At 74.0% G+C, this 17,345-nt stretch carries 11 protein-coding genes; 4 read left to right on the plus strand and 7 right to left on the minus strand.

Going from position 1 to position 17,345, the window contains the following annotated elements; genetic code table 11:
* Nucleotides 1-112: 112 nt before the first annotated feature.
* The 5 genes from BEK98_RS49545 to BEK98_RS06555 all read right to left on the minus strand — a co-directional run bounded on the left by BEK98_RS49545 (nt 113) and on the right by BEK98_RS06555 (nt 8,178).
* Entirely contained in the window at nt 113-2,359 is a 2,247-nt protein-coding gene (locus BEK98_RS49545) for a beta strand repeat-containing protein (RefSeq protein ID WP_208643028.1), read from the minus strand.
* A 135-nt stretch (nt 2,360-2,494) separates the two neighbouring features.
* Nucleotides 2,495-3,334 (minus strand): hypothetical protein, encoded by an 840-nt coding sequence (locus BEK98_RS06540; RefSeq protein ID WP_143684082.1) that lies wholly within the window; start codon nt 3,332-3,334, stop codon nt 2,495-2,497.
* Nucleotides 3,335-3,461: 127 nt separating this feature from the next.
* A complete protein-coding gene (locus tag BEK98_RS06545) occupies nt 3,462-4,640 on the minus strand; it encodes a VWA domain-containing protein (protein WP_094215428.1) in 1,179 nt (392 codons plus the stop codon).
* Nucleotides 4,637-7,051: a DUF5682 family protein gene (locus tag BEK98_RS06550; RefSeq protein ID WP_094215429.1), complete on the minus strand. Its 2,415-nt coding sequence runs from the start codon at nt 7,049-7,051 to the stop codon at nt 4,637-4,639. Before BEK98_RS06550 ends, BEK98_RS06545 begins: the two co-directional genes overlap by 4 nt.
* Nucleotides 7,048-8,178, minus strand: a complete 1,131-nt coding sequence (locus BEK98_RS06555) for an ATP-binding protein (RefSeq protein WP_094215430.1) — start codon at nt 8,176-8,178, stop codon at nt 7,048-7,050. Before BEK98_RS06555 ends, BEK98_RS06550 begins: the two co-directional genes overlap by 4 nt.
* 131 nt (nt 8,179-8,309) lie before the next feature.
* On the opposite strand from BEK98_RS06555, the gene BEK98_RS06560 reads away from it, so the two are divergent.
* Together BEK98_RS06560 and BEK98_RS06565 are read left to right on the plus strand one after the other, a co-directional pair.
* A complete protein-coding gene (locus BEK98_RS06560; RefSeq protein ID WP_094215431.1) occupies nt 8,310-9,671 on the plus strand; it encodes an SWIM zinc finger family protein in 1,362 nt (453 codons plus the stop codon).
* A gap of 40 nt (nt 9,672-9,711) precedes the next feature.
* The gene (locus BEK98_RS06565; protein WP_094215432.1) at nt 9,712-11,394 is read left to right on the plus strand and encodes a DUF5691 domain-containing protein; all 1,683 of its coding nucleotides are present in this window, start codon (nt 9,712-9,714) and stop codon (nt 11,392-11,394) included.
* On the opposite strand, the gene icmB is transcribed toward BEK98_RS06565, so the two are convergent.
* A complete protein-coding gene (icmB, locus tag BEK98_RS06570; RefSeq protein ID WP_094215433.1) occupies nt 11,370-11,792 on the minus strand; it encodes a coenzyme B12-dependent isobutyryl CoA mutase small subunit in 423 nt (140 codons plus the stop codon). The genes BEK98_RS06565 and icmB overlap by 25 nt on opposite strands.
* A 225-nt stretch (nt 11,793-12,017) precedes the next feature.
* Here icmB and BEK98_RS06575 point away from each other — a divergent pair, with 225 nt between their 5' ends.
* Together BEK98_RS06575 and BEK98_RS06580 are read left to right on the plus strand one after the other, a co-directional pair.
* Nucleotides 12,018-12,878 (plus strand): esterase/lipase family protein, encoded by an 861-nt coding sequence (locus tag BEK98_RS06575; RefSeq protein ID WP_094215434.1) that lies wholly within the window; start codon nt 12,018-12,020, stop codon nt 12,876-12,878.
* 220 nt (nt 12,879-13,098) lie between these two features.
* Entirely contained in the window at nt 13,099-14,631 is a 1,533-nt protein-coding gene (locus tag BEK98_RS06580; protein WP_094215435.1) for a M23 family metallopeptidase, read from the plus strand.
* Between the two features lie 48 nt (nt 14,632-14,679).
* On the opposite strand, the gene pcrA is transcribed toward BEK98_RS06580, so the two are convergent.
* Complete coding sequence (gene pcrA, locus BEK98_RS06585) at nt 14,680-17,169, minus strand: DNA helicase PcrA (protein WP_094215436.1); 2,490 nt, start codon at nt 17,167-17,169, stop codon at nt 14,680-14,682.
* Between the last annotated feature and the right edge of the window lie 176 nt (nt 17,170-17,345).

Raw genomic sequence — 17,345 nt, forward strand, 5'->3', positions numbered from 1 at the left:
CCACCCCAATGGGGACCACCCGCCCCCTACCGCGGGGGTGCGGCCGGACGGGCCGTCGGCGTTCGGCCGTCCGGGTCCGCCGGCCCCCGCGGAGCTGCTCGGGCGCTCAGCCCTACTGCACGCCGTGGGTGTACGCCAGACCCTGGACGTAACCCTGGGCGTAACCCGGGGCGACGGACTGGGCGACGCCCTCGGCCCCGGCGACCGCGTGCCCGGCCAGCGGACCGCCGGTGGCCTGCGCGGTCCCGGCGAGGTCCTGCGCGAACGGCCCGACCTGCTGCGTGAGGGGCGCGGTCGCGCCGACGACACCGCCCGCGTAGGGACCGGCCTCGCCCGCCACGCCGTACGCCAGCCCGCTCGCGCTGCCGCCGACACCGTCCACGACCGGCGACACGGTCCCGGTGACCGTGTCCACGAGGGGCTGGACGGCCCCGGTGACTCCGGCCGCGAACGGCGGCACCTGCCCGGTCACCCCCTCCGCGAAGGCACCGGTCTGCCCGGTGACCCCGTGGGCGAGCGGCGGTACGGCGCCCGCGACACCGCCGGCGAAGGGCCGCACGTCGCCCACCACGCCGTACGCGAGCGTCCCCGCGTCCGCCACGGCCTGCCCGGCGACGGGCGCGACCCCGTGCACGGCGGTCCCGGCGACGGGCGGCAGCACGGCGTCCACGGCGTCGTGGGCCACCTGGCCGGCCAGCCCGGTGGCGTACGGCGGCACGTCCGCGAGGACCCCGCCGGCGAGGGGCAGCCCGTCGGCGAGCGCACCGGTGGCGACGCCGTGCACACCGGCGACCGCGCCCGTCCCGACCCCGTGCACGTCGGCTCCCGCGCCCATGGCGACGCCGTGCACGTCGGCTCCGGCGCCCGTGCCGACCCCGTACACGTCACCCACGGCGCCCGTCGCGACGCCGTGCACGTCACCCACGGCACCCGTGGCAACGCCGTAGACGTTGCCTGCTGCGCCCGTCGCGAGTCCGTGTACGTCGCCCACGGCACCCGTGCCGACCCCGTACACGTCGCCCACGGCGCCCGTCGCGAGTCCGTGCACCTGGGCCACGGCGTCCGTGACCGTGTGCCGCACGCCCGCGACGGTGCTCGTGGCGGTTGCCTGCGCGCCCGTCGCGGCGCTGGTGGCGGTGCCCTGCGCACCTGCCACCGCGTACCCGGCCGTGGGCAGGACGCCCGCCACGGCACCCGAGGCGGTGCCCTGCACGCCCGCGACGGTGTACCCGGCGGTGGGCAGGACGCCCGTCACGGCGCTCGTGGCGGTGCCCTGCACGCCCGCCACCGCGTACCCGGCGGTGGGCAGGACACCCGTCACCGTGCCGGTGGCGGTCCCCTGGACGCCCGTCACCGTGCCCGAGGCGGTGCCGTGGACACCGGTGACCGCGTGCCCGGCGGTCGGCAGGACGCCCGCCACCGCCTGGTCGGCGACCGGCCGCACCCCGGCCACGGCGGCGGAGGCCACCGGCGGGACGGCGGCGGCGGTCGTCTCGTCCACGACGGGTGCGACGGTGCCCGGCACGGCCCGCACCGTGCCGACGACCCGCTGCTCGACACCGGAGACCGTTCCGGTGACGTGCGCGGGCACGGCGGCGACGCTCGCCTCGGCGGCGCCGGTCGCCCGAGCCGCCTCGCCGCCCGCGAGGGCGGCCGCACCGGCGGTACGGCCCTGCGCCCCGGCCACGGTCTGCTGTGCCGTCGTCCGTACGGCGCCCTCGACCCCCGCGGCCCGCAGGCGCGCGGCGGCCTGGGTGGCCTGCAGCTTGGTCTGGGCGGCCGCCAGGGCCTGCTCCAGCTCGGGGGCGAAGGAGGAGAGGGGGCCGAAGAGGTAGTCGATCGCGTCCTGCGGGGAGGGGGTGGACGGAGCAGAGGGCGCGGTGGGCGTGGACAGATGGGTGGCCGTGCGGGTCGCCGTCGCGGCCTCGGCGGTGGCCCGGCCGGTGACCTGGGCGCCCGCCGTCTGCGCGTGCGCCTCGGTCTGCGCCTGGGCGGCGCGGGCGGACCGGGCGCCGTTGATGGCCTGGCCGCCCCTGATCTTCGCGGCCGGAACCTTCGCGTCGACGTACCGACGGGCCTGGTCGGCGGTGCTGGTGACGGTCCCGGTCTGCTGCTGCGCGTGGGCCGCCGTGCCGGAGACGGCCGCGGTGGCCGTGCCGGTCACGTCGGAGACGGTGTCGTGGACGCCGGTGAGGACACCGTCGACGGTGTCGGTGAGGGTGCCGGTGGTGCTGTCGGTGTCGGGTACGGACACCGCCGGGGTGGACAGCTCGTCGGCGCTGGCCACGGCGGAGCCGAGGGCCCAGGCGCCGGTGACTCCGGCGGCTATCACGATCGAGCGGCGGATGTTCTTGTTCATGCGTGCGTCAAGTCCTTCGGAAACGGCTAGGGGATTCCGTCCGGAGGCGCCGGGGAGACCGGCGGGTCCGGCGGAGCGGGCAGACCTGTTCCGCCCCCGCGCGACAGGTCCGTGGCGGGGAGGTCGGCCCTTGGCCTAGCCGGGGAAGACCGGGATGTCCCGGTGCCGTTCCCGGGTCCCGGGCGCGTCGACGCGCGCGGCGGTGCCGGGCAGCAGCCGCAGGGGCGCCCGGCCGTCGAGGGTGACGGCATACGCGTCACCGTGGCGGGATGCGGTGCCGTCGGCCGCCTGCTTGCCGAGCACGCCGTCCGGGTCCCCGGTGGGCGCGGGCTGGGCGGGGGCGTCGACGGCTGATGCGGCGCGATGCACGGGGAGCTGCGCCGGGGCCCGGAGAACGTGGGCGGGCGGCGCGAAGTCCGGCCCGTACACGGCGGCCGGCGGCCGTGCGGATACGGCGGTACGGGCTTCGGTGCGGGCTCGGTCGCCCTGGTCCGCCGCCGGTGCCGAGCTGCCGGGCCGGTCCGCCCTGGGTTCCGGGGTGACCGGCGCGGGCAGCGGATGCACCGGCAGTTCCTCGGAGACCTCCGGGAGCTTCGGCAGCTTCGGCAGCGGCATGGAGGGCACGGCGGACGTGGTGGGCAGCGCGGGCGCCTCGGCCCGCGTCCCCTCAAAGGCGTGGGAGGCCGTCTGCACGACCTTCCGTACGGGAGTGACAACCCGGTCCGTGACAACCCGGTCCGTGACGACCCGTTCGGTGACGGTTCGTACCGCGTCCTCGTGCTGCCCGCCCACCGGGCGTACCGAGGTCAGCGAGGGCACCGGAGCCACCGGCGTCCCGTCGGCCGCGTGGGCCTGCTCCCCGCAGAGGAACCCGAGCAGGAACAACCCGCCGACCAGCATCGCCAGTTGCAGCGCACGCCGCCCGGCCGCCGTACGCAGCACGCGCACAGCGGTACCGAACACAGCGGCTGGCAAGGTCAAGAGGAGAGGCTTCCGGTCGGCACGGCGGGGGAGGCGGCGACATCGATCCTCGCACGGTCGGCCCGAGGTGACGCAACCCCCTATTACCGATGGGTAGTCATGTCCCTTTTCTCGCCCGGCGTCACGCGGTGTCCGGTATGGGCAGCGGGCGCTTCTCGATCGCCGCCGCCATCACCTCCGGGAACAGGTCCGGCGTGCAGGCGAAGGCCGGTGCGCCGAGCGCCCCGAGCGCGGCCGCGTGCTCACGGTCGTAGGCGGGCGCTCCCTCGTCCGACAGCGCGAGCAGGGCCACGAACTGCACCCCGGACGCCTTCATGGCCGCGACCCGCTTGAGCATCTCGTTGCGGATGCCGCCCTCGTAGAGGTCGCTGATCAGCACGACCACCGTCTCGGCGGGCCGGGTGATCTGCGACTGGCAGTAGGCCAGCGCCCGGTTGATGTCCGTGCCGCCGCCGAGCTGGGTGCCGAAGAGGACGTCGACCGGGTCGTCCAGCTGGTCGGTGAGATCCACGACCGCCGTGTCGAAGACGACCAGCCGGGTGCTGATCGACCGCATGGAGGCGAGCACCGCCCCGAACACGGACGCGTAGACCACGGACGCCGCCATCGACCCCGACTGGTCGATGCAGAGGATGACCTCCTTCTTCACGGACTGCGCGGCCCGCCCGTACCCGATGAGCCGCTCCGGCACGATCGTGCGGTACTCGGGCAGGTAGTGCTTGAGGTTGGCCGCGATGGTGCGGTTCCAGTCGATGTCGTGGTGGCGCGGCCGGCTGATGCGCGCGCTGCGGTCCAGGGCGCCGGTGAGGGTGGCCCGGGTGCGGGTGGCGAGCCGCTTCTCCAGGTCCTCGACCACCTTGCGCACGACCGCCCGTGCCGTCTCCTTCGTCGTCTCCGGCATCGCCTTGTTGAGCGAGAGCAGCGTGCCGACCAGGTGCACGTCGGCCTCCACCGCCTCCAGCATCTCCGGCTCCAGCAGCAGCGCGGCCAGCCCGAGCCGGTCGATGGCGTCGCGCTGCATGACCTGGACGACGGAGGAGGGGAAGTAGGTGCGGATGTCCCCGAGCCAGCGCGCCACGGACGGCGCCGAGGCACCGAGCCCCGCCGAACGGTCCCGCCCGGTCTGCGGTCTGTCCCCCTTGCCGTACAGCGCGGTGAGCGTTCCGTCCATCGCCGCGTCCCGGCCGGACAGGGCGCATCCGGTGCCGTCGGCCTGGTCGCCGCCGAGCACCAGCCGCCAGCGCCGCAGCCGCTCGTGCGCGGGGTCGCCGGTCTCGGCAGGTGTTGTCTCGGTCGTCATGCGCCCACCCCCGTAAGGCTGTTGTCGTGAGTTGCCTCGTGTTCCCGCACCTCGTCCAGGCCGAGCAGCAGCCGCACCACCGGCAGCACGGCGTCGGCGCGCCCGGTGTCCGGTTCGGCGGCGAAGCCGGGCAGCCCGGCCGCCGGGGTCGTCGGGCCGGTGTTCTTTCCGGGCCCGCGCCGCACCAGTTCGCCGAGGGTTCTGCGCACGCCCGGCTCGTACGCCGAGAACGTGCGCCGCAGCAGCGGCAGTACGTCCGTGAACGCCTCCGCGGGCACCCCGGTCAGCCAGGTGTCGACCAGCCCGAGCAGCCGCTCGTCGTGCACCAGCAGCATGCCGCCCCCGCCGCCGACGAAGCCCTCGATCCAGGCGGCCGCGTCGGCGGGCGGTGTCCCCGGCGAGAGCACCAGACCCATCAGCCGGGCCGCCTCCTCGGGCCCCAGCTCGCCGTCGTCCAGCAGCAGCCGCACGGCCCGCCCCCGTAGGACACCGGGCACGGTGTCCCGCAGGGCCAGGGTCCGCAGCACGGAGCGCCAGCGGCCGCGCAGGTCCCGCTGGCCGGTGTCCGACGTGCCGATCAGGGTCTCCGCCAGGAGGCCCACGGCACCGTGCACGGCGTCGACATGGCCGCGCATCTCCTCCGCCGCGTCTGTGTCCAGGGCGGCGCAGGCCGGCGGGAGGCCGACGAAGACCCGCTCGGCGAGGCCGGCCGCGACACCGGCCAGCGCGCCGGTGTCGGTGCCGCGCACATCGCCGTAGCGCAGGGAGCGGACCAGCGCGGGCAGCGCCTGGGCGAGGTGGCCGACGTCCGTGTCGAGGGCCGCCCGGTCGGCGAGCACCCGCATCACCAGGGGCAGCGCGTCCGGCAGCCCGGCGAGCAGGCACTGTTCAGCGAGCGCGGTGACCTCGGCGAGGGCGCCCGCGCCGACCGCGTCCGCCTCGGCCCTGGCCGTGGCCGCGGCGAGCACGGTCGTCCCCCACACCCCCGCCTCGGCGACCCGCACCGACAACTCCGGCTCCCAGCGCAGCCGCCAGGTCTCCCGGAAGGTGCCCGTACTCCCCCGCGACACGGCAGGCTCGCCCCAGCCGACGCCGAGCAGCCGCAACCGGTGCAGAAGTCTGCTGCGGCCGGCGTCGGTCTCCTTGCGCAGGTCCAGTTCCAGCTCGCGCTCCAGCGCCTCCGGTTTGATCCGCAGCCGGCGCTGCTCCCGGGCCAGGTCGCGCTGCAAGGGCACCGCGGGCGCCGCCTCCGGCACCTCCCCCAGCACGTCCCCGACCACCAGCCGGTCGTGCACCAGCGCCAGCGGCACGTCCGAGCCGTCGCACATCACCGCGCGCACGGCGTCGGTGGTCTCGCTCAGGCCGGGCAGCGGACGGCCGCGCATGGCCGCGAGCGTCTCGGCGAGCCGCACCGCCTCGATGACGTGCGCGGAGGAGACGATCCGGTCCTCCTCGCGCAGCAGCCCCGCCACCTTGGTCAGCCACCGCTCGACCGGCCGGTCCGGCGCCCGGAACAGGTGCCCGTACCAGCCCGGCGAGTCGATGCCGGCGCCGTACCCGCTCGACCGGGCCAGCCTGCGGTGCGTCCACGGCACCCAGGTGAGGTCCGCCTTGACCTTGGGCAGCCCCTTCAGCAGCGCCCGGTCCGCCGTGACGGCGGCCTTCTCCCGCAGCGCGGGCACGTGCCACGCCCCGCACACCACGGCCACCGCGTCCCCGAACTCCTTGCGGGCGGCCCGCACCTGGAGCCTCATGTGGGCCTCCCGCACCAGGTCGCGGGGCCGCCCGCCGACGCCGTACCGCTCCCGCAGCGCCGTCATGGCCTCCTCCAGCGCGGCGAACGGCGCGAACGGGTCCCGCCGCCCCGGGCCACGGTGCTCGACGACGTCCTCCCACCAGCGCTCGGGATCGTCGTACCCGGCGGTCTCGGCGAGCACGGCGAGGGGGTCGACGCGCAGGTCCCGCACAGCGCCCGGCTCGCCCTCGGTGTCCGGGGCGTCCTCGTCGTCCGCGCCGTCCTCGTCGTCCTCGTCGGACGGCGCCTCCGGCTCGGTGTCCCACGCCAGCGTGTGTGTGGCGGGCAGGTCGATGAAGCGGGCCGGGACGCCCTGTTCGAGGGCCCAGCGGATCGCCACCCACTCGGGGCTGAACTCGGCCAGCGGCCAGAACGCCGAGCGGCCGGGCTCGTCCACGGCGTGGCCGAGCAGGGCGACCGGGGGCCGCATGTCCGGGTCGGCGGCGAGCGGGATCAGCGCGTCGGCCTCGGGCGGCCCCTCGATCAGTACGACGCCGGGCCGGGCGGCCTCCAGGGCTGCGCGCACCGCGCGCGCGGAGCCGGGCCCGTGGTGCCGCACGCCGAGCAGCAGCGGCCCCGAGGCATGGGCCTTGCCCCATGTGGTGTCGTCGCTCATACGCTCACCTCCCGGCAGGCCCGGTAGAAGTCCTTCCAGCCGTCGCGCTCGCGGACGACCGTCTCCAGGTACTCCTGCCAGATGACACGGTCGGCCGCCGGGTCGCGGACAACGGCACCGAGGATGCCGGCGGCGACGTCGCCCGGGCGCAGCACGCCGTCACCGAAGTGGGCTGCCAGAGCGAGACCGTTGGTGACGACGGAGATCGCCTCGGCGGTGGACAGCGTGCCGCTCGGCGACTTCAGCTTCGTCCGGCCGTCGGCGGTGATCCCGTCGCGCAGTTCGCGGAAGACCGTCACGACCCGGTGGATCTCCTCGACGCCGTCGGGCACGGCGGGCAGGTCGAGAGAGCGGCCGATCTGCTCGACGCGGCGCGAGACGATGTCGACCTCGGCGTCGGCGCTCTCCGGCAGCGGCAGCACCACGGTGTTGAAGCGGCGGCGCAGCGCGCTGGAGAGGTCGTTGACGCCGCGGTCGCGGTCGTTGGCGGTGGCGATGAGGTTGAAGCCGCGGACCGCCTGCACCTCCTGGCCCAGCTCCGGTATCGGCAGGGTCTTCTCGGACAGGATCGTGATCAGCGTGTCCTGTACGTCGGCCGGGATGCGGGTCAGCTCCTCCACCCGGGCCGTCATGCCCTCGGACATGGCCCGCATGACGGGGCTGGGCACGAGGGCGTCGCGGCTGGGGCCGTGCGTGAGCAGCTGCGCGTAGTTCCAGCCGTAGCGGATCGCCTCCTCAGGCGTGCCGGCCGTGCCCTGCACCAGCAGCGTCGAGTCGCCGCTGACGGCGGCCGCCAGGTGCTCCGACACCCAGGTCTTCGCCGTGCCGGGCACGCCGAGCAGCAGCAGGGCGCGGTCGGTGGCGAGGGTGGTGACGGCGACCTCGACGATACGGCGCGGGCCCACGTACTTCGGTGTGATCACCGTGCCGTCCGGCAGGGTGCCGCCGAGCAGATAGGTCGCCACCGCCCACGGCGACAGTTTCCAGCGGGCCGGGCGCGGACGGTCGTCCTGGGCGGCCAGCGCGGTGAGTTCGGCGGCGAAGGCGTGCTCGGCGTGCGGTCGCAACGCCTGCGGATCCTTGCTCCCACTCGCTTCGACGGACGTCGGTTCCACGGACACAGTCATGGCTGAGGCCCCCTCCAGCTCGGCCGGTTCGGTCTGGCATCCACCGTGCACCACGCCACTGACAATCGCCGTGACCTGCACAAATACGCTCGCAGGGCCGATTGTCAGTGGGGGGATCTACCGTCGGTGGCATGACTGAGCAGGGGGTGCGCTGGACCGCGGAGCAGGTGCTGGCACTGGCGCCTGACGCCGCGTCACGCAAAGCGGGAAGCAAGCTGGGTACGGCCGGGCCGTGGTCCGAGTCGGGCAGCGGAGAGGGGACGGTGTGGGGGCTGTGCAAGGGCAGTGGCAGCAGGCCGTACCAGACGGTGGTGGACCTCGCGGACGCGGCCGGGCCCGCGTACAAGTGCAGTTGCCCGAGCCGGAAGTTTCCGTGCAAGCACGCGCTCGGGCTGTTGCTGCTGTGGGCGGAGGGGGACGGCGCGGTGCCGGCCGTGGCCGAGCCGCCGGAGTGGGCCGAGCAGTGGCTCTCGGGCAGACGCAAGCGTACGGAGAGCAAACGGGCGGAGGGCGGCGGGAGTTCCGCACCCGGCTCCGCTGATCCGGAGGCGGCGCGGCGCCGGGCGGAGCGCCGGGCCGAGCGGGTCACGGCGGGCACGACGGAGCTGGAGCAGCGCCTCGCCGACCTGCTGCGCGGCGGCCTGGCCTCGGCGGAACAGGAGGGGTACGGGCTGTGGGACGAGACAGCGGCCCGCATGGTCGACGCACAGGCCCCCGGACTGGCGTCTCGGGTGCGGGAGTTGGGGGCGATACCCGCATCCGGCCCGGGCTGGCCGGCCCGCCTGCTGGAGGAGTGCGCCCTGCTGCACCTCCTCGACCAGGGCTGGCTGCGCCGTGACCGGCTGCCGGACGCCCTCGCGGCCACCGTCCGCTCCCGGCTCGGCCTGCCCGCCGCGGCGGACGGCCCGCCGGTGCGCGACCGCTGGCTGGTCCTCGCCCAGTACGACACGGTCGACCCGAAACTGACGACGCGCCGGATCTGGCTGCACGGCGCCGAGTCGGGCCACACCCGGCTGCTCCTCTCCTACGGCGCGGCCGGCCGGGCACCGGAGCTGTCACTGCCGGTCGGTCTGGCGCTGGAGGCCGAGCTGTCCGTGTTCCCCGGCGCCGGACAGGTGCGGGCGGCCCTGGGCGAGCAGCACGCCCCGCCCGCGCCCGCCGCGCTGCGCCCGCCGGGCGTGACCACGGCCCAGGCGGCGGCCCGCTACGGCGACGCCCTGCGCGAGGACCCCTGGCTGGACTCGGTCCCGGTCACGCTGGACCGCGTCATACCGACGCCGGACTCGGAACCGGGCGCCTGGCAACTGGCCGACGCCGAAGCGGACTCGGCACTCCCGCTCACCCCGTCCGCCCGCTCCCGCCCGGGTCTGTGGCGCCTGGTCGCCCTCTCCGGCGGCGCCCCCGTCAAGGTCTTCGGCGAGTGCGGCCACCGCGGTTTCACCCCGCTGACGGCATGGCCCGAGGGCCCGGGCGCCCCGGTGACGCTGTGCTGACCGGCCCGACCACCGAGGGACACGAAGAGAAGGGAACGTGATGAACGGATCCTCAACCGAGCCGACCGGTCAGGCCCTGGCCCTGGCCCTGGCCCCACCCTCCTGGGAAGACCTCGTCACCAGCGCCCTCCTCGGCACCGACCGGCGCCCTCCGGCGGCGGCGGTGCCCGGGCGGGAAGCACCCGTGGCCCTGCTGGACGCCGCCGCCGTGGTCACCCTGCGGCGGCGGGCGGGGCTGCGGCCCGCGGCGGCCGCGCGGCGGCCGGTACCCGCTCCCGAGGACACGCGTCCGGCGCTGCCCGCCGCCGCCGCGCGCAGGCTGGCGCTGCTGCTGGCCGACCGTTCCGGCGGGGGAGGCGGTGGCCGGCGGGGCAGCTCACCGGACCTCATGGAGCTGCTCCCGCAGTGGCTCGCGGCGGCCAACGCCCACGGGTACGCGGCACCCCCGCAGGCACTGCCCGCGCTGCTGGACGCCGCCCGGGGCCGTACGGACCTGCGGCCGGCCGCGCTGGAGTTCGCTGGGCCGCGGGCGCTGTGGCTGGCCCGGCTCAACTCGGACTGGCGGTTCGCCCTGCGCTCGGCACCGGGCGGCGGAGCGGCGCTGCCCGACTCCGAGGACGGCGAGGCGGTGCAACGGCTGTGGCAGGAGGGCCTGTTCGCCGAGCGGGTCGCCCTGCTGTCCGCCCTGCGCGCCCATACGCCGGCCCCCGCCCGGGAGCTGCTGACCGCGACCTGGGCGACGGAACGGGCCGAGGACCGGCTGATGTTCCTCGACGCGCTGCGCACGGGCCTGTCCGCCGAGGACGAGCCGTTCCTGGAGCAGGCCCTGGGCGACCGCAGCCGCAACGTCCGGGCGACGGCGGCGGAGCTGCTGTCCGCGCTGCCGGGCTCGGCGCTCGCCGCGCGGATGGCGGTGCGGGCCACGGCCTGCGTGGCCGTCGACCGCACGGGGGACTCGCCCACGATCGTCGTGGAGGCGCCCCCGGAGTGCGACCGGGGCATGGAGCGGGACGGCGTGGTGGCCAGACCTCCCGCGGGCAGAGGCGAACGGTCTTGGTGGCTGGGCCAGTTGGTGGAGGCGGCACCGCTCGGCACGTGGCCGGGGCGGCTGGGCGGACGTACTCCGGAGCAGATCGTGGCGCTGCCGGTGGCCGACGGCTGGCAGGGCGAACTGCACGCGGCCTGGTGCCGGGCGGCGGTGCGGCAGCGGGACGCCGCGTGGTCGAGGGCGCTGCTCGGCGTCCCCTCGGCCCCGGAGGCCGGCGGGCCCGGGGCGGTGTCGCTCGCGGAGCGGGCGAAGCTGCTGGCCGCGCTGCAGGATGGGGAACGGGCCGAGTGGGTGGCGGGATTCATCGCGACCCATGGCCTGTCGGAGGCGTTCCAGCTGCTCGGGGTGTGCGGGATCCCCTGGGCCGCCCCGCTCGGCCGGGCCGTGGTGGACGCCCTCGACATCGCCCGGGACGCGGGCAGTTACCCCTGGAGCTTCAGCGGGGTGATGGGCCTGGCCGAGCGCTGCCTGGACCCGGCCGAGGCGGCGCGCCTGGACGGCCTGCTGGCGATACCGGACGAGCGCGAGGACGCGTCGCCCGGGGCCGGGGGCTACTGGGCGGAGGCGTTCCAGCGCCTGGTGAGCACGTTGCGGTTGCGGGCGGCGATGGCCACGGAGTTGAGCGAGACCAGCCCGTCCGGCGCGGGGACTCAGCCCCCGGAGGCAGCCGACTGACCCGCGTTCTCCCGTACCCACTCCACGATCGCCGTGGTCGTCGCGCCCGGGGTGAAGATGGCCGCGACGCCCTTCTCCTTCAGCGGCGGAATGTCCTCCTCCGGGATGATGCCGCCGCCGAAGACGAGGATGTCCTCGGCCTCACGCTCCTTGAGGAGGTCGATGACGGCGGCGAAGAGGGTGTTGTGGGCGCCCGAGAGGATGGACAGGCCGATCGCGTCGGCGTCCTCCTGGATGGCGGTGTCGACGATCTGTTCCGGCGTCTGGTGAAGGCCGGTGTAGATGACCTCCATACCGGCGTCGCGCAGCGCCCGCGCGATGACCTTGGCACCGCGATCGTGGCCGTCGAGCCCCGGCTTGGCGACCACCACGCGGATCGGACCGGCTGCCACACCCATCACTGCCTCCATCAAGCGACCGTGGAAGCGACCGCTTCCGTCCGTACCGACAAGTACCGCATATCTGGCACGTTCCGCCACCCGTCGGGAAGTGAACGAACGTTATCTCCAGCATCCCGCAACCGGCGGTTTTACGGTGCGGAGCGAGGGGGAAATCACACGGTGGGACATGAGGGCGTACGGGGGATCGAGCCGTCTCCCCGTGCGCCGACAGGAGGTCGGCCCATGAAGGTCACCGGGGTACTGCCACTCTTCCTCCCGCTCTGCCGGCGCCTGTGGCCCGGCAGACTGGTCGATCTGGCCGAGCTGTCCGTGACTCTCCTCAAGGCGACCGCGCTCGAGGCCGCGATCCTGGCCGGTCACCTGCTGCTGTATCCGACCGGCCTCACCCAGGAGCACCGCTCCCCCGTACTCCCCGCCCAGGACGGCGCCACCCGGCTGCCCGGCCGGCCCGGACCACCGGTCGTCCTGCTGCACGGCTTCATCGACAACCGCTCGGTCTTCGTCCTGCTGCGCCGCAACCTCGCCCGGAACGGAAGGCAGCGCGTCGAATCGCTCAACTACTCTCCGTTGACCTGCGACATACGCATCGCGGCCGAGCTGCTGGGGCGGCACATCGAGGAGATCTGCGACCGCACCGGGAGCGGCCAGGTCGACATCGTGGGGCACAGCCTCGGCGGCCTGATCGCCCGTTATTACGTCCAGTGCCTGGGCGGCGACCTGCGGGTGCGCACGCTGGTCACCCTGGGCACCCCGCACTCCGGCACCAGGGCCGTACCGCTGGCCAACGCCCATCCGATCGTGCGCCAGATGCGGCCCGGCTCCGAGGTGATCGAGGAGCTGACCCGGCCCGCGCCGGGCTGCCGGACACGGTTCGTCAGCTTCTGGAGCGACCTCGACTCCGTGATGGATCCGCCGGAGACGGCCTGCATCGACCACCCCGACCTGGACGCCCTGAACGTCCGGGTGACCGGGATCGGGCATCTCGCACTGCCGGTGCACCCCGCGGTGGCGGCCGGGATACGCGAGGCCCTCGACAACACCCTCCCCGAGGAACCGCTCAGCGGCGGCCTGACAGTGGCCTGACGGCGGCCCGACAGCCGGTCCACAGGTGACGCACGGTCACCTGACATCGAACACTCTTCGAACACAAGGCCAAACTCGTGTCCGTCGTCCGCCAAAACACGGCCGATTGCCCGTTTCCGGCCAACGCGAAACCAGCCGAAGATTGTCGCGCCCACGTACCGCCGGGTACAGTCGCCGCACTGCTCTGGCAGCCCCTGTTGTCGAGGCGAAAGAGAAGTTGGTGAACGACCGTCACCCGTCGGGGATCATGACCACCCCGGCCCCGGCTTCCGACGCCTCCGCCGCGCACTACGCGCACTACGGGGCCCAGGAAGCCCAGTACGACGACCTCACCACGTACGGCGGCTACGACGCCACCGGTTTTGCGGGCGGCGCCACCGGCACCGGAGCCTTCGCCACCGACCCGCTCTTCGGCAGCCTCCCGGGCCACGAGCAGCACACCGGCGCCTACGACACCACACAGTGGCAGACCGGCACCCACCAGCCCCTGAACCAGGACCCGTACGCGGCCCAGCACCACGCCGCCTACGACTCGGGCGTGTACGACACCACCGCCTGGTCGGTCCCCGCGCAGTCCACCGGGAACGACATCAGCGGGCAGTGGGACGCGAGCGCCTGGCTCCAGCCCGACCGGTCCGCCGGCGCCGACCCCACCCAGCAGTGGGAGTGGGGCACCCAGGCGTTCGACACGGGCGCGTACGACGCCACGCAGTGGAACTCCGACAACGCGGCCGTGCCGCACGAGCAGCTTGCCGAACCGTTCGACCAGCAGGCCACGGCCACGTTCGAGCAGGTCGGCGACGTGCAGGCGACCGGCGCCTTCGAGCAGTTGTCGTACGAGGACGCCCCCTACGGCGAACCGGGCGAGCACGGCGAAATCGGCGATTTCACCGAAACACCCGACGCGAACGGCGAGTTGGGCGCGACGGGCGAGCTGCCCGCCGTACCGTCCCTGCTCGACGACCAGGAAGAGGCCACCCCGGTCCCGGCGCCCCGTGCGGGCTCCCGCAGTGCGGCGCGTTCCCGGCGCCGTACGCCCCCCAAGCGCTCCGCGCTGCTGACCGTCGCCGTGCCCTCGGCCTGTGTGATGGGGGTCGCGGGGATCGCCGCCGCCTCCGTCGGCGGCCTGAGCGACGGCGGCAAGGACACCACCGCCTCCGCCTCGGACGCGCACGCGGTGAAGCCGTCCGTCGCCAACAGCAAGCTGGACTCCCAGCTGCGGACCCTCTCCGCCGGCGCCGACGACTTCGCCGACCGGGCCAGCCGGACGCAGGAGCGCATCGACCTCAAGGCGCAGCAGGAGCTGCAGCAGAAGAAGGCCGCCGCGGAGGCCGCGCTCAAAGAGCGGCTGCGTCCCAAGTTCGCGCTGCCGGTCATGCAGCGGGGGCTCAGCGCCTACTTCGGCCAGGCCGGTGTGAACTGGATGTCCGTGCACACGGGCATCGACTTCCCGGTCTCCTACGGCACCACGGTGATGGCCGCCACCGACGGCGTCGTCTCCACCAAGTGGAACAGCGCCTACGGCAACATGATGATCGTGACGGCGAAGGACGGCACGGAGACCTGGTACTGCCACCTCTCCAGCTACCGCGTCGCCTCCGGTACGACCGTCAAGGCCGGCCAGCCGGTCGCCTACTCCGGCAACTCGGGCAACTCCACCGGCCCGCACCTGCACTTCGAGGTACGGCCGGCGGGCGGAGCGGCCATAGACCCGCTGCCGTGGCTGCGCAGCCACGGACTGGACCCGACCTGAGCCCCACGACATGAGCCCCGCCGGATCGGCGGGGCTTTTTTCGTCCGGCTACAGCTTCTCCACCGGCGCGTACCGCAGCAGCAGCCGCTTCGGCTTTCCGTCCCCGAAGTCGATCGTCGCCTGGGCCTTGTCCTCCACGCCCGACACCGCGACGACCGTGCCGAGCCCGAACTGGTCGTGGGTGACCCGGTCGCCGACGGCCAGGGACGCCACCGGCTTCTCGGAGGCCCGCCGGGTGGCGAACCCGGACGCGCCCGCCGCCGACGAGCGGGAGCGGGACGAGGAGAGCGAGGCCGCGATCCCGGAGGCCGGCCCGGAGGACACCGGCGCGGCAGCCCCCGTCCGCTTCCACTCCACATGGGCGGGCGGGATCTCCTCCAGGAAGCGGGAGGGCGGGTTGTACGACGGCTGCCCCCAGGCGCTGCGCATCGCCGACCGGGTGAGGTAGAGCCGCTCTCGCGCGCGCGTGATGCCGACGTACGCCAGGCGCCGCTCCTCCTCCAGCTCCTTGGTCTGGCCGAGGGCGCGCATGTGCGGGAAGACGCCGTCCTCCATGCCGGTCAGGAAGACGACCGGGAACTCCAGGCCCTTGGCGGTGTGCAGGGTCATCAGGGTGATGACGCCGGAGCCTGCCTCGTCCTCGTCGGGGATCTGGTCGGAGTCGGCGACCAGCGCCACCTGCTCCAGGAAGTCGGCGAGCGTGCCGGCCTCGCCTTCGGCACGTTCCTGCTCGAACTCCAGGGCCACGGCCGCGAGTTCCTGGAGGTTCTCGATGCGGGTCTCGTCCTGCGGGTCGGTCGAGGCCTGCAACTCGGCCAGGTAGCCGGTGCGTTCGAGTATGGCCTCCAGGACCGTGGCCGGTCCGGCGCCGGACTCGACGATCGTGCGGAGGTCCTCCATCAGCACGTTGAACCGCTTGACGGCGTTCGTCGACCGCGCGGCCATGCCGTACGCCTCGTCCACGCGCTTCAGCGCCTGGGGGAAGCTGATCTTCTCGCGCTGGGAGAGCGCGTCGATCATCGCCTCGGCACGCTCGCCGATGCCCCGCTTGGGGACGTTGAGGATGCGGCGCAGCGGCACCGAGTCCTCGGGGTTGGCGAGGACACGCAGGTAGGCCAGGACGTCCCGGACCTCCTTGCGCTCGTAGAAGCGGACGCCGCCGACGACCTTGTAGGGCAGGCCGACGCGGATGAAGACCTCTTCGAAGACACGGGACTGCGCGTTGGTGCGGTAGAAGACGGCGACGTCCCCGGCCTTCGCCTCGCCCGCGTCGGTGAGACGGTCTATCTCGTCGGCGACGAACTGGGCCTCGTCGTGCTCGGTGTCGGCGACGTAGCCGGTGATCCCGGCGCCCTGACCGGCGTTGGTCCACAGGTTCTTCGGGCGGCGGGACTCGTTGCGCTCGATGACCGCGTTGGCGGCGGACAGGATCGTCTGCGTGGAGCGGTAGTTCTGCTCCAGCAGGATCGTCGTCGCGTTCGGGTAGTCCTCCTCGAACTGGAGGATGTTGCGGATGGTCGCGCCGCGGAAGGCGTAGATCGACTGGTCCGCGTCACCCACGACGCACAGTTCGGCGGGCGGGAGGTCGGCCTCGCCGGGCGGTACGTCGGATTCGTCGGCGCGTGCGCCGGTGCCGACCAGCTCGCGCACCAGGGCGTACTGGGCGTGGTTGGTGTCCTGGTACTCGTCGACCAGGACGTGCCGGAAGCGGCGGCGGTAGTGCTCGGCGACGTCCGGGAAGGCGCGCAGCAGGTTGACCGTCGTCATGATCAGGTCGTCGAAGTCGAGCGCGTTGGCCTCGCGCAGCCGTGACTGGTAGAGCGCGTAGGCCTGGGCGAGGGTCTTCTCGAAGCCGTCGGTGGCCTGGGCGGCGAAGTCCTCCTCGTCGATCAGCTCGTTCTTGAGGTTGCTGATCTTGGCGCTGAAGGACTTGGGCGGGAAGCGCTTGGGGTCGAGGTCCAGGTCGCGGCAGACCAGAGCCATCAGGCGCTTGCTGTCGGCGGCGTCGTAGATGGAGAAGCTCGACGTGAAGCCGAGCCTCTTCGACTCGCGGCGCAGGATCCGTACGCACGCGCTGTGGAAGGTCATGACCCACATCGCGTTCGCGCGCGGGCCGACGAGCTGCTCGACGCGCTCCTTCATCTCGCCCGCGGCCTTGTTGGTGAAGGTGATGGCGAGGATCTGGCCCGGGTGCACCTGCCGCTCGGCGAGCAGGTGGGCGATGCGGTGGGTGAGCACGCGGGTCTTGCCGGAGCCGGCGCCGGCGACGATGAGCAGCGGGGAGCCGGCGTGGGCGACCGCGGCGCGCTGGTTCTCGTTCAGCCCCTCCAGGAGCGCGGCCGCGTCGAGCGCCGGGCGCGGGGCGCCGTCGCGGTAGTACGCGTCCCGGTCCGGCGGCGCGTCGAACTTCCCGCCGAACAGATCGTCCGGAAGCGGCTCCGGAGCGTGATCGTCCTCGGGCGGCGGCGGGGGCTCCTCCTCGTGCCCGCGAGGGGTCTGGAGGTCCGCCAGGAAGCTGTCGTCAAAGAGGCTGCTCATCGCTCTCCGAGTCTAGGGTGCCGCACCGACAACCGGTCGCCGTCCCGGAAACCATGGCCGGTTTCCGGGAGGGGCGGACGAGCGCGACCTGGACGCCAACAGCCCCTCACGCAGCGGAATCGCCCCGTGACACGGGAGCGGTCCCACCTCCAGGTCACGAAAATGTATCGGACATA

This window comes from Streptomyces diastatochromogenes, from assembly GCF_002242805.1.
GTDB lineage: Bacteria > Actinomycetota > Actinomycetes > Streptomycetales > Streptomycetaceae > Streptomyces > Streptomyces diastatochromogenes.

Excerpts from the sequence above, each read along its gene's own strand:
- BEK98_RS49545 (WP_208643028.1), bottom strand. The coding sequence starts at position 2,359 with ATGAACAAGAACATCCGCCGCTCGATCGTGATAGCCGCCGGAGTCACC.
- BEK98_RS06545 (WP_094215428.1), bottom strand. The coding sequence starts at position 4,640 with ATGACGACCGAGACAACACCTGCCGAGACCGGCGACCCCGCGCACGAG.
- BEK98_RS06550 (WP_094215429.1), bottom strand. The coding sequence starts at position 7,051 with ATGAGCGACGACACCACATGGGGCAAGGCCCATGCCTCGGGGCCGCTG.
- BEK98_RS06555 (WP_094215430.1), bottom strand. The coding sequence starts at position 8,178 with ATGACTGTGTCCGTGGAACCGACGTCCGTCGAAGCGAGTGGGAGCAAG.
- BEK98_RS06560 (WP_094215431.1), top strand. The coding sequence starts at position 8,310 with ATGACTGAGCAGGGGGTGCGCTGGACCGCGGAGCAGGTGCTGGCACTG.
- BEK98_RS06565 (WP_094215432.1), top strand. The coding sequence starts at position 9,712 with ATGAACGGATCCTCAACCGAGCCGACCGGTCAGGCCCTGGCCCTGGCC.
- icmB (WP_094215433.1), bottom strand. The coding sequence starts at position 11,792 with ATGGGTGTGGCAGCCGGTCCGATCCGCGTGGTGGTCGCCAAGCCGGGG.
- BEK98_RS06575 (WP_094215434.1), top strand. The coding sequence starts at position 12,018 with ATGAAGGTCACCGGGGTACTGCCACTCTTCCTCCCGCTCTGCCGGCGC.
- pcrA (WP_094215436.1), bottom strand. The coding sequence starts at position 17,169 with ATGAGCAGCCTCTTTGACGACAGCTTCCTGGCGGACCTCCAGACCCCT.